General features: G+C 55.1%; 7 protein-coding genes. 2 read left to right on the top strand and 5 right to left on the bottom strand.

The annotated features are described in order from the left end of the window. Nucleotides 1–2: 2 nt before the first annotated feature. Entirely contained in the window at nucleotides 3–743 is a 741-nt protein-coding gene (locus G6R38_RS10425; RefSeq protein ID WP_166824261.1) for a hypothetical protein, read from the top strand. Nucleotides 744–840: 97 nt separating this feature from the next. Further along, nucleotides 841–1716, top strand: coding sequence for a rhomboid family intramembrane serine protease (locus G6R38_RS10420; protein ID WP_166824258.1), 876 nt, complete (start codon nucleotides 841–843; stop codon nucleotides 1714–1716). 22 nt (nucleotides 1717–1738) lie between these two features. On the opposite strand, the gene G6R38_RS10415 is transcribed toward G6R38_RS10420, so the two are convergent. From G6R38_RS10415 to G6R38_RS10395, 5 genes are all read right to left on the bottom strand, one after another. After that, a complete protein-coding gene (locus G6R38_RS10415) occupies nucleotides 1739–3982 on the bottom strand; it encodes an efflux RND transporter permease subunit (RefSeq protein WP_166824255.1) in 2244 nt (747 codons plus the stop codon). 81 nt (nucleotides 3983–4063) lie between these two features. Then, complete coding sequence (murA, locus tag G6R38_RS10410) at nucleotides 4064–5494, bottom strand: UDP-N-acetylglucosamine 1-carboxyvinyltransferase (protein ID WP_166824252.1); 1431 nt, start codon at nucleotides 5492–5494, stop codon at nucleotides 4064–4066. Between the two features lie 76 nt (nucleotides 5495–5570). Next, nucleotides 5571–7871: a transglutaminase-like domain-containing protein gene (locus G6R38_RS10405; protein ID WP_206028545.1), complete on the bottom strand. Its 2301-nt coding sequence runs from the start codon at nucleotides 7869–7871 to the stop codon at nucleotides 5571–5573. Between the two features lie 64 nt (nucleotides 7872–7935). Beyond that, entirely contained in the window at nucleotides 7936–12786 is a 4851-nt protein-coding gene (locus G6R38_RS10400; RefSeq protein WP_166824249.1) for a hypothetical protein, read from the bottom strand. A 119-nt stretch (nucleotides 12787–12905) separates the two neighbouring features. After that, nucleotides 12906–13805: a DUF4132 domain-containing protein gene (locus G6R38_RS10395; protein WP_206028544.1), complete on the bottom strand. Its 900-nt coding sequence runs from the start codon at nucleotides 13803–13805 to the stop codon at nucleotides 12906–12908. Nucleotides 13806–13836: the final 31 nt, after the last annotated feature.

Here is a 13836-nt window from a genome sequence, read left to right as displayed (position 1 = left end):
TCATGCGACGACAACTACTCAAGTGGACGCTTTCGGCGTTCTGTTTGGCACCGATTCCGGTTATGGCCGACGATAGTGAACTGGCGAAACCACCAGCGAAGGCCACGCCGCCAAGACTGCTGAAGCAAAAGCCGCTCGACGAGAAATTACTCGATCCAGAACAGCTTGAAGAAACCACCGACGAGGAGAAACCGGCTCCGACGTTGGAAAATCCCATTGAAACCGCTGTGGCGGGGATGCGATCGGCTAGCAAGCGACTTCAAGAGTCGCAAACCGATGAAGAAACACGTCAGATTCAAGAGAAAGTCATTAGCGATTTGCAAAAGCTGATCGATCTGGCGGAGCAATCGCAGAATCAAAAACCAAAGTCGCCGCCGCCTTCGCAACCACCACCGCAGGATCAGGATCAATCCAACGACAAGAAATCCGATCAGTCACCGCAACAAAACGAAGCGAATCAGCAGCCTCAACCGCAATCCGGAGAATCGGAGACGTCGCAACGACCACAAGCCAACGATCGGTCGAAGGAGTCCTCCGAAGACGCCAACCAAACAGCTGCCGGTGGTGGTGCGTCGCCTCCGGATCGTCAACATTTGATGCGGGATGTATGGGGACACCTGCCGCCCGCTGTTCGGAAGAAATTGCTGAATATGACTGGCGACAAGTATCTGCCGAAGTACGAAGATCTTCGGAAAAGCTACTTCGAATCACTTGCGGAGCAGGGACGGGACGCTGGTGAATAACGATAGGGGATGAGAATTCATAACGTTGCTCTGACACAGAGGTGACGAGATCACTACAATTCCGTGAACTTTTTCGGACCATCTGACGGAGCCACGAATGTTTCCCATCCGCGACGATATCCCCTCCCGCGAAACCCCATATGTCAACTATGCCTTGATCGCCGCCTGCGTTGTGGCATTTCTGATGCAAATTTCGCGTCCGGACGGTGAACCGACCCTCGTCGAAGAATACGGGATGATTCCCGCCCGTGTGTTGCATCCCAATCAAGCCGTCGAAATCCCCGACGTGCAAACTCCAAAAGACGGTCGTGGTCAGCAGGGAAAGCCGGAAATCATTATGCGGGAGGCAGCACCGTCCGCCGTTCCCGCTTGGATGACACTACTGACCTGCATCTTTCTGCATGGCGGTTGGATGCACTTGCTCGGCAACATCTGGTTTCTCTATATCTTCGGCGATAACGTCGAAGACTGTTACGGGCATTTGGGTTACCTTGTGTTTTATCTTGCTTGCGGTGTGGCTGCGAGTGGTACGCACTTACTGCTCAATGCAAATTCGGCGATTCCCACCATCGGGGCGAGTGGTGCGATTGCTGGTGTGATGGGGGCCTACTTCCTGTTGTATCCGCACTCGCGAGTACTTGCGGTGCTGCCGCTGTTCGTGATCTTCTACACCTTGACCGTCCCCGCCCCGGTGTTCTTGGGAATCTGGTTCCTGATCCAGTTGGTGCAAAGCGTGGGCAGCATCAACAATGTGGAAGCGGCAGGAGTCGCCTTCTGGGCTCATGTGGGCGGATTCGTCGCGGGTTTGGCGGCTACTTACGGTTTGAAAGCATCGTCCATGTTGCGGCAATGCGTGAGCGAACGGCTTCCGGAATCGACTGGTCGCGTCAGTTTTCCAACCAGCCGAGGACGCCGTTCATCAGGTCAAGCCGATCCATTTGCGGATGACGATTTCTTCTCGAATCGACGGTAGATCGAGACGTTGATCGGTGCGGTCAGCGTCCGAAGATCCAACGACCGAGACGAGTCGAGAGCAACGCGGGAACGAGGATCAAATCCGAGAGGACCGCGACGATCAGCAGGCAAAAGATCGTGATCGCAAACCGACTTTGAGTTGCCAATGGACTCGGCAGAAACACCAGTAGGCCTAAACCGCAAACGAGCGTGGTGGTCAGCATAGCGGGGGCACATTCTTGGAAGGTGTGCTTGAGGGCATCGTTGGGGCATTCCGATTCGTGGTCACGATATCGCAATAAAAAGTGAGCGGTATCGTCGACCGCGATTCCCAACGCCACGCTCCCCGTCACAATCGTCGCGAAATCGAAATCGAATCCCAACGCGGCCGTTCCCCCGAATACGACAACACTGGGTAGCACGTTCGGAATCATCGAAGCCATCCCGGCAAAAACGCTTCGCAGCACAAGTGCCATCACGACCGCGATAATCAAGAACGCCAACGCGTAACTCTGAAACAAATCGCGAATTACACTCTTCTGAGATCGTAGGTACAGCGGTGCAGCTCCCGTGTATTCCACTTTGACATCCGTTGCTTCGGCGGACTGCAACTCTTCATCGACGACCGCACGGACTGCGCTTTCAAAATCGACCAAATTGATCCGTTCGATTTCATTGGCCCGGATCGTAATTCGCCACCATTCCCGATCATCGAACTCGACAAGATAGGCACCGTCCAGCATTTCCTCGCGAGAGTCGCGGAGTTGCTTTCGAGCCACTACTCGCGCGAGGAAGCCCACGCGGCCTTGTAGTCGATCGGGCAGGGGAACCAACGTGGTTGCGGAGAACGTCGTCGAGACATCGGAGAGTCCTTTGAGCTGTCGTTCGATCGACTGCACTTGTCGGAATCGCTGATCGAAATCGCTTGATTGCGTATCGGGAAAACCCAGCACCACCTCGACGGCACCGAACGGTCCGATTTCGCTTTCGATGAAGTACAAGTCGCGAAGGTAGTCGCTGTCACTGCGAAAGTGATCTTCGACCGCCACCGATGCCCGGATGTTACCAAGTTGCATTCCGAGCAGAATGGCGATGGTGAAAATGGCAAGAACGACGCCGACCGATTTCGTTGTTGCCAAACGAAAGCCACGCCACAACGAGCGTTGGAGAAATTGCGGCGGATGCAGCCCGCCACGCGAGCCGATCACGCAATACGCTAACGGTCCGGGAGCGAGTAATAGAATCAGCACGAGCATCAGGAGCGTGCCCGCTGCGGAGTATATCCCGAACTGTCGAATGGCGGGAAATTGGCTGGAGATGAGCGATCCCATGCCAATCGCTGTCGAAACCGATGAAACCACCGATGGTTTCCAGGCCAACGCGAATCCACGTCGCGCCACTATCTCTGGAGTCGCGTGCTCTGTCGGTAGTGTTTCGGAAGCCGACCTCAAGTAACTGATCAGGTGAATGCAAGTTGAGACCGCCAGAACGTAAATCAACGAGGGAACCGCCGTGAGCAATCCGTCAAGCTTCGTTCCAAACAACGGAATCAAGGCAACGGCAGCACCGGTCGCGACACCAGATAGGAACAACGTCACCAGGACGGCCAGAAAATTCCGCAAACAAAACCACGCGACGATAATCGAAACCAGACACGCCGGCGGGGTGAATAGTAGAATGGCTCGTTTGATAGCGGCTTCGGCAACGTATCCCGAATAGGGGTAGCCGGCCATCCGCAATTCTTTTCGGCTAAGCCCCGGCGTCGCGGCGGCCGCACGGAAAATCTCTTGGATGGCTTCGGTCCGATGCCGTTGTCCGGACGGCGTGAGTCGGATCGTCAGACAGGTTGTCTTCCCGTTGGCTCCGATCAACGTTCCCGCGAGACGTTCAATCACATCGCCCCGCGTGAGTTGGCTATTTTCACTCGTGAGACGCTCGACAATTTCCGGACCGGTCAGCACTTCCGCAATGAGTCTGGAATGCTGCAGAGATTCAATTTGGCCGGCGAACAACTGAATTCTTGGATCGTTTAAGTCGCAATCGGGCCAAGAGACCACAACGACATCGTCGGAACCAAAGTGTTCCAAGAACCATTCGTACGTGACCAACCCTGGAGAATTATCCGGAAGCCATTGGTAGACGTCGTCGATGTTCGTTTCAATCTTTAGTGCCAGCACGATGATGCTGGGCACCAAGGCAGTCAACAGAAGGACTCGCCACCAAATTGTGGTGTGGATGCGTTGCATGACGCGGGAATCAAGGAAAATCGGCGTCGCGACACGCATTCCTTGAGGCAATCAACACCGACCGATTGCGGGGCGGAAAACGATTCCAACGGGAAACCGCTCACCATGCGAAATCACGAATTACCGAGGGGGAAGGACACGGTCGCGTAGCATAGCGATTTCAAATTCCCGATGCGAGAGTGGGGAATCCACCGATGACCGACGGTTTGTTCGCGGCGATTCCAGAGTGTCTTCCACGCGACGAACCAACGCGCCCAATGCGGAGAGTTTTTCTTCCAGTCGTTCGTAACCACGATCCAGATGAAAGATTTGATGGACCGTCGTCGTCCCTTCAGCGGCCAACGCCGCCAACACGAGTGCGGCACTGGCTCGCAAGTCTCCGGCGGTCACGTCTGTTCCGCAAAGGCGTTCCACTCCTTGAACCATCACGGACGAACCATCGCGACGCAGATTGGCACCAAGCCGCACCAACTCCGGGCCGTGCAGGAAACGCTCGGGGAACACGCGGTCCGTCACCAAACTCGCCCCATCAGCCAAAGCGAGCAATGCCATCAGTTGAGCTTGCACATCCGTGGGAATTCCCGGATAGGGCATCGCCACAACTTCGGCGGGGGTTGGTCGACGATTGGCGATGACTCGGACCGATCCGCTTTGTTCTGCGACATCAATTCCGTCCGAAGTTCGATTGTCGGCCAATGGCTCGATTGTAACCCCGATCTCCCGAAGTTTTTCGATGACAGTCGTCATCTGAGCCAACGGAACGTTGTCGAGTTCGATTTCCCCCCGTGTCATTGCCGCTGCCATCATGAGTGTCGCAGCTTCGATTCGGTCCGGTGTAATCACCTGTGTGGCCCCGTTGAGACGGCGTACCCCTTCAATTCGAAGTTGCGATGTTCCCAACCCCTCGATACACGCCCCCATGCGGTTTAGGAACCGCCCGAGTTCGACGACTTCCGGTTCACACGCGGCGGATTCGATGGTTGTCACGCCTCGTGCCAAAGTCGCAGCGGACATCACATTACAGGTTCCCGTGACAGTCGTGCCAAACGGACCGCCGAGGAAGACTTTGCTGCCAATGAGTTGCTTCGCTCGGGCTTTCACGTAGCCGCGTTCGACTTGGATTTCCGCACCCAATGCGCGTAAACCTTTGAGGTGCAAGTCGATCGGGCGATCACCGATGGCACACCCACCCGGTAATGCCACACAAGCCTGGCCACGTTTCGCCAGTAAAGGCCCCAAGACGCAAACGCTCGCCCGCATCTGACGAACTAAATCGTAATCGGCGAGGCACCCAGCTTCGTCGTGGACAGCCAACTTGAGCGTCCGACTTTTGGTCTCGGAATTTTCATGTCGCCAATGAACTTGAAGTCCGAGTAATCGCAACAGTCGCGACATCGTCCGGACATCGAGCAAATCCGGCACGTGATGCAATTGACAGGGCGATTCCGCCATGATGGCCGCCGCCATGATGGGTAGACTCGCGTTTTTTGAACCACTGACGCTCACCCGTCCGACCAACGGACGTCCGCCCTCAATCACGAACATGTCCATCCGTGGACTCCCTAATGCCACCCACGCCGCCGAGGAATTTCTCGAATGATATCAGAAAGCGGAACAACAGGGCAGGTCACAATTGCGGACGGGAGTTCTGCAATTCGAGCACCATCGATTCGTCCGGCTTTTTGGTGTATCGCTGCAACGCGTAGGCCCGAAGCCAATCGGCGAATGCGTGGGCGTGGTGTTTCTTGAACTCATCGGAATCCGCACTGGGTTCTCGTTCGACGGGACGAGCCAAACGCAACGCAAACTGATGGAGCGTTTCCGACGCGGACCGTTTCCAGCCTAACGGTTGGAGATCTCGTTCGACCCCCTGAAGCAAATTTTCCAAAGCCAATTCCCACTGGTCTTGCGAACGAGCGTGTGCTCTTTTCCATCGCAACCGCCAGGGCAAGCGTTTGTAGAGCCAATAGACTAGACCGATGAAAATCAAAGCCGTGAAAACGGATGTCACCGATCCCCACAGGGTTCTCCACACGAGACTCCAATTTCGATCTCCAATGTGGACTTGAAGACGCACGATGGCTGCTTTCAATTCTTCCCACCATTGCCGCCAACCGGATACCGCCACGGACTGGGGAACACCGCCGGCAGGTGTGGCTTCGACGATCACCCAACCGCGTTCCGGATCAAAGGCTTCACACCAAGCGTGTGCATCGCGATTCCGCGCGACCCAGTAATTGCCAATCTCATTTCGTTCGCTGACGACAAACCCCGTCACGTATCGAGCCGGCACGCCCGCACGCCGCAACAAAACGACCGCGGCAGTGGCAAAATATTCGCAATGGGCGGGTGGTTTTTGGTCAAGGAAGAATTGCAGCGGATCGGGGTCATGCCAGTGCTCTTCCGGGATATCAATTCCCAATTGATATTCGTAGTTCCGATGAAAATACCGTTCGACCGCTGCCATTTTCTCGGCGGTTGTTTCACAACCATCAAAGACAACGTCTGCAACTTTCCCAAGCCAATCACCTTGATACGGTGCCCGTGACACCATCATCTCAGGGTCGTTGAAGCGACTATCGAAACCATGATGTGGCCATGGATGATCCGGAGGCAAACTTCGGGGGTCTTGCCAGCGGTCGAAACGCGGTCTATGGCCCTCGGGTTCCTCAGCGATCGCCGGACGTGCCGGTTGGTCCGGTTGGTAATACCGAGACAAACCGGTATAAAGCGTCGTCTCTTCCTCGGTCATGGCCACGAGCTGCTTCGCCGGGTGGTCGTCTCCGGTAAGTTCCCAAGCAACATATGGCGTTCCCGGTGGCAATTCTCCCAAGTCGAATAATCCGGCTCTACGGTAACGAAGTTCGTCCGTCTGTGCTTGGAGATGCGTGGTACCAATCGTGGAAAACGAGAATCCTTTTAGCGATTCGTCTCGCCAGCACTCTAAACTTCGCCAATCGCCCTTGGTTGGCAAATCGTACTTTGGGTACCGGAACAGAGAGCCCTTGTCAGCGATCGGCTCCAGTCCCGACGGGGGCGAGTATTGGGGATACAATGGGTATCGCAGTGAGGACGGAGATCTCCATTCCCCCAAGATATAGTCCACATAAACTTGGCCACGGAGATATCCCGGTTCCCGCTCGGCGAACACCCGCAACGCGACCGTTTCGTCTTCGATGGTTTTCCGAATTTGCACCGCATTGAGATTGGCTCGCTCGCTGAAACCAACGGTGCTGCTGCCGAAGTCTTTTTGAATCCAATGAGAGAGCCAATTCTCGACTTGCCTCACGAGCCATTCGTCGATGGGTCGGTGATATCGAACAACAGAGCGTGCAATCGCCCCCGTCGAAAACACGAGACCTAGAAATACCAAAATCAGGGTGATTACTCTCAGCCGCAATGCCCGGCGATTTGTCGCATCGGACGGAGCCCGAAACTCCACAGCACCGCGTTGACGCCAAGCCATCTGAAACATGGCCCACCCCAACGCATAAGCGACGGCGAGAACACCGACGATGATGCCCTGGTCTGGTCCCATCTCAACATCGCTCGCACAGACCAACGCTCCCGCCCCCAATGCGGGCAAGGACAACGGCAACTGATCTTTCGGGTAGCGGATCAGAAATTGGGCCGCCTGAATAAACACCAAGCAACGGGCCATCTCATGCATGAGATCCGTGCGGATGAAATACTGATCTGCGGAAAACTCGACGGGCGACAGACGGTATTTCAGCAGGAAGAACGCAACGCAAACTGCCGTCCAGATGAATTGCCGTTCCGGACGCAGCGAAATCCGAAAACGTGTGAACGTCCCGAATCCGGCGATGGCCATCACGATGATTGCGAACAGGACTCCGCCCGAAACGAATCCGATTAACCCACACTGTAATGTGACGAGGACCAAGGCCCAAAGTCGTTCGTTTCGCATTGTTTTTCCTCAATGATGACGCCACTTATTGTGCGCCATCACAAGGCAAACTCGCAAGGACGGGTCACTGGACCTCTTCGTATTCGGGCTCGTCGCCGTTCTTCACTCGTTCCCATGCGTCATGGAACAGTTGATGCACGGGCTTCGTTGGCAAGATCCGCGACAACGGCATGACGAGGCCGCCCTCGGAATCGCGTTCGATGCCGAATAACGGCAGTTTCCAAGTCTCAATCGGTAAGTGAGGCAACTTGAGAGCTTCCCAACCGCCGGGCAAGAAGAAACTCCGCCCCGCTCGCGATCGCTTGGCTTCCAACACCAACTCTTTTGCTTTCAACTCTTTGACGGCCTTGTTGAGTTCAGCCGTCTTCCAATCGTTCCAAAGTTTGAGGTTCGCCGTGGTCGGGTCTGGCAACGACAGCACTTGCAGATAGAGTGCCGCTGCCGATTCATCAATTTTGTAGTGCTCGGCGACTTCGGAGACGAGTTTCGGAGCGGACTCCATCGGGTTGGTTTCATACCCGCCATCGGCCACGGGCGTTTTCTTGATTCGCTGACAAATCTTGCTGTACCCGTCGGAGTTCACTAGCTGCAAGTGGGCAACATGTTGGTTCTGGTACGAGCTGTGGGGAGACATCACAACCTCACGCAGACTTTCCAACCGTTTCCAATCTTTCGCCTTCTTGAGTTTCGACGGACGAATGGCATACACGAGATGATGCTCCTTCATCAAGCCGATGATCAGGCCGTCATCGACTTTCGAGACCCCTTTGCTGGTCTTGGGTTTCCCAAGGAGCTGCTCAAGTCGTTGTTTGCCTTGTTCGAGTTCTTTTTCGCTGTAGAGATAAAGATGTCCCAACGGCAGAAGCAAATTCGCATTGGCCAAGCACTTGAGCGTCGCGGCGTGCAAGTCGACCAAACTATTTCTTGCCGCATCTCCGACCGGAAGATGATAATTCAGAAACGGAATCGTTATCGTCACGGCCGCGAGTACGGACTCATCGAAGGTGTGCTCCTCGGTATCCGCGTGCAACTCGGGGTAGTAGTCGTCTTCGTCCTGACGGATTTCCCACTTCGCGTTCGCATCGAAGTAATTATGCGTTTGAGGCGACGCCAATGCAGAGAGCAATTCGCCATCCGGCCGGTAGTAACCAAAGGACTGACAAAGTTTTTCCGAAAGTTTTGCGGGAATCTCCAAGCGTTTGGGAACGACTTTCGCCCATTCGGCTACAAGGCGATTGAGTGCCGGAGTATCTTCGGTGTTCCAAAGCTCCGCCGGGTCGCCGTCCAAAAGTAAGTCCTGAAGCCGAGTCAGCGTATGATCTGGTAGCGACTTCAACGCCGTCTTCGCGGCCGCCGCTTCGGCGACTTTCAACTTGAGGTGCTCTCGGAGCGGCTTCGGCATGAAATTCTTGTCGTACCAACCGAAGTTCGGGCATCCGAACCACAATAGTCCAACCTCCGCAGCCGACACACCGAGGGACTCTGCCTTTTCGACGAAAATGTCACGGTCGAGCAGCGGTTTCTCCTGCGTTTCTATGGACTCCAGAAACACCTTCCACTGCTCCGAGGACCACATCAGTTCGTAGTTGGTTTCGGATTCGATCTGAAATTTCGGCAGCACTTGGAACTTTCCGTCGGGAGCGTATTCCACGATGGTCCATTGATCATGCCACCCGCAATTCATCAGATAAAAGTTCTTTTTGTGATCATGAAAGTACCACGCATCATCGTATTCGTCTTTGCGAACTGGGAACGGTGCCGCTCCGTCGAATTCTCCTTCGATCTTCCGAATTTTTCCGGGCAACTCGATGAACGGCAAATCGCTCCAGATGGCCAGGAGTTTCTGCCAAGCATCCTCGTTTTTGTCATCGGTCCAATACTTCGACCAAGCTTTGCGTTCCAACCCATCGAGTAGATCGAACCACTCAAACGGAATTTCCGCGGCCGGTGTGCGAGATTTTCGAGGTTCTCCCTGGAAGAATGCCGCCGTTTCGTACAAGTGCGGAAGTAACGGTTCCTGTTCCCCCCATCCCGCTTGCATGCCGAGTTGCCGTATGCCTTCGACGACATTCGCTTCCGCAACGGGATCGGATTCTACGGGTGATTCTCCCTCGGGATCACGGGTTTCAAGGAGCGTTTGCAAGCGATTCGTCAATCGACCAGCCAACAAGCACACCCCGGCCACACCATTGATGAAACGACTCGGCTCCGGCTTTTTCATCCAGGTCTGAATGGCTGCCGTCGTCTCCGGTAACTCGATCGTCTCTGCATCTGGGTCGTGTGCTTCGATATCTTTCAACGCGGCGGCGATCAGCTTCTTCGCTTGCGTCGCGCTCGTTTTCCGAAGTTTCTTGGAAAACGCGACCGAGCGTGGTTTCATCGCATGCCAACACACGATCGGCAACGAGGTGACTTGCCCTAAATTGTAGTACCGTTCGTCGGTGTCGAAATCGGCAAGCAGGTATTCCCCGTTCGGGTCCCACAGGTGCGGTTCTTGATCGGTCAGCCAGTATCCGGACACGGGCAAACGGGCATCGGTCCCAGGTTGATCCAGCAAGGCCGTCGCGGCACCGTACCCGAGGGTTCCCCGCCACGAACGCCCATCGATTCCTTCGCACTCATAGGATTTTTCCGAACCGTCTTTGGGATAGCGAACCCGCCAACCGAACATGTTGTCCTTAATCCCCAGCGGCGAGTCATCCACGTTTTCCAACCGCATCAAAGCGCAAGCATCTTGCTCGATCGTCGTGTTGGAAGTCACAAAATCTTCCAAGAACGATGGCATCGACCACCGTCCTTTCGTCTCGGTGACGGGGTCATATTCGCGAAGTTGCCGATCGTCGACACGCCACTCCAGTATCCAGTAGTGTTCGCCGTCGAAGAAGAAGTTATCGGTGTTCCGCATGTTTTCGTTGTCGCCAGCATGAACGACCCGATGCCCATTGAACGTGCCGCCATCCGGCATGTCCACGACTGCACCACTTACACCGCCTCCGTGATGCCATTCTTTGAACGTTTTCTTCGGCGCGTTTGACCAATAGAACGCCGACTCCCATCGCGATGTCTCGTAGAACACACAGAGCTGTCCGTCGTAGTAACGCAGGTCGGATAGTTCCGCTTTCTTCGGAAGCCGGAGTTCATGTTCAAAGACGATTTCCGTCGCGTTCACCACGATCGCCGTTTGGCCGTCCGTGACCACAAGGTGCGGAAACGCTCCGAAACATTGCACGGTTTGTTTTCCATCCGGGTTGAGACGATCGGCGACTTCCTCCAAGATTGGCCAACCGTATTCGTCGATTAACCCGCCTTGCAAATTTCGCACGAGTGCCGGTTGAACACTGGCATCTTTGAGCGTCGCGTAACACTCGGGGAATTCGCGAAACGTCTCCCGTGTGGTTTGATTTTCCAGCTGGTTCAACGCATTTTGTGCATCGGGTAGTGCCTTCGTACCCACCGACCCGATGAGCCCCATCAGCCATGCTTTTCGAGCTGCTTTCAAAGCCTCTTTGCCGCGGGCGGCGGCTTCAAAGCCCGGTTGACCGGCCGCGTTGGGGACGGCTTTTTCCAGCAGCTTCCCAAAACGTTGATCACGATGCACGAAGACCGGGTCACGGGGACGATCTTCGGCTTCATCCGCTGCCGATGCCCAGTCTGTGAGGTTGAAATAACAGTCCTCCGACGGATCGGCGACTGGAATCTTTCGTTCCAATGCGAAGTCGAGTAAGTCGACGCAAATCGACGGATCGCCCCATCGTTGCACCTCCAACTTCACCGGAGTCTTGTCTTTCTTCAATCGCTTACTGGCTGAATCCAAGAGGTCGAAGACTCGCTGTGTTGGCCGTTCCGTGGCCGTTGTGAAGCGAGTCAACCAGGCCGCTGTGCCGCCATCGGGGCCGTTGTTGTCGGTCGCTTGAGCTTCCCACGCATTCTGCAGGATTCCCCAACTTTCCAGCAATTCCAACCAAGTCCAAAGTTGCTCGGGTTCCCCCCAACTGTTCGTTTCCGGCACCAGATTCAACAGTTGCCCCGCGACCTCATCGTTTTTCTTGACGAGATCGGTGATAATTGCGGAATACCCTTTCCAAAAGCCCATCGGAGCGCGAGAAATCGCAGGCGAGTCAAGGATTTCGATGAGGAACCGTTCCGATTCATCCTCCACATCCAAATCTGCACTGGTAACAAGTTGTTTGATGTCGGTCGCCATCGACGTCCAAGGCGGCATTCCGCCGAGTGTGCGGCGTACGCAAAGTTCGCGGAAGATGTTCCACGCTTCACGCGGAGAATGCGATTTCTGAAGTTCCTTGCCGTACTCCGTGATGGCCTTGTTCGACAGACAACCGGCGAGAGCGAACTCCAGAAATGCGTTTTTGCGGAGATCTTCATCGACATCCAAAGCATGGACCCGCTCCGCCTCCCGAGCTTTGCCGAAGCAGCGTGAGGCATACGTATTGTTGCCCAGCTCGATGAATTCACGCCCGGCTTGCTCCCAGAAGGATGGCAGAAAATGGGCCACACTTTTGCCCAATCGTTTGGCGATCTCCACATAGGCATCGTAAGCATGACCAGGTTTGGACTTAGCTTTTCGAGCCGCCTTTTTGAACTCCTTGACGAGTTCCAACGCATACCGCGCGTGATCCGGATCGTGAATCAACGCCCAACCGGGAAACCCGAGTGCTTGCCGACGCTTATGAGCCAAGGGGCCATCGACCTTGGGAGTGTCAAACCCTAGAAACTCCATCTCGAGGTCATCACCCTGTGAAAGCGAATCTGGCGTTAATCGCACCACCACCCGCTCACCCATCGCCGGATGCTGGTAGGCACGTGCACTGATCGCATCCACCTGTTCTTTTTTGCTAATACGCGTTTTCTTGGGCAACAAAGCCCCGGCTTCCAGAAGCGCAGTCGTATCGGTCATTGCGGGTATTCCAATGAAAAACGCTTGGTGATCCGTGAACGGTTTCTGCTATTTCATCAATCGTTCTAGGTTCGAGCGAACCCATTTGAATTTTCTCTAATCCTAGAATGGATTGTTCGCTATTCGTTGTCGTCTTCGTCGATGACACGTTTGGCGTAGATCGCGGCGGCCATTCTCATGCCTTCGCTGAAGACGACGGGGCCAACATCTTTGATGGGCATGCTGCGTTCGCGTTCGTCGGTGAAGATGAGATCTCCCGTCCAAGTCTCCGCTTCGGGGTATTCGCCGCCGATCCAGTAACGGGCTTCGGTGAGTTGCCCTTGTTCCCACACCGCACAAGTCGCGCTGCCACCCCGCACGCGGTACCCCAACCGACGGCACAACCCCAATGCATGATTGAGCTGCTCGAACTTGCCGTTCTGGAACTGTTCAATTCTCGTTTGGGACTGCTGATCCTCGGTGGGCTGCCATGTTTCGCGGAAGAGTTGATCGAGGGGTTGTTCGAAATTCAGTTCGACAACCAACTCACGGAAATCTGTCAAATCCGCGAGCAGAATCGGATGAGGAATCGCGACGGTCGGGGTCGTAATCCATTGCGATTCGCCGTCGAGATCAATCACACCGACGCCTTTTTTCTTGTCGATGTCCTTTAGGAATCCGGACTCATCTTGATTCAACTCGTGCGTGTCGACGCGACAGACCACCAGGTTTTCCAAGAGATTCCGCCACGTGGGATCGGCCCAAACGGCGGCGAGGATTTCACGCGGCACCGGCAGCGACCGCATCATCCAGAGTTCCACGGACTCGCGGCATTCCGACTCATGCCGTTCAAGCCAGTCGCTCAATGTTGCGAGTTGCTGAGCAAGTTCGCTGTCTTTGAGCCACTTGGGGACCGACGCCAACTGCTTCCCCTTCGGGTTGCGACAGACGAGTTTGCCGTCGATCAATGCGAGTTGGTAATCCTTGTCTGCAGCGACCCAAGTCGGTTCCATCGACGCCGGAGCGGTAGCGGCAACCATAGCGAGATCCGAATGATGATGTTCAATGATC

Origin of the sequence: Thalassoroseus pseudoceratinae, from assembly GCF_011634775.1 — a bacterium.
Taxonomy (GTDB): Bacteria; Planctomycetota; Planctomycetia; order Planctomycetales; family Planctomycetaceae; genus Thalassoroseus; species Thalassoroseus pseudoceratinae.
The sequence above is the reverse complement of the archived record's forward strand: the minus strand, read 5'-3'. Positions and strand labels throughout refer to the sequence as shown.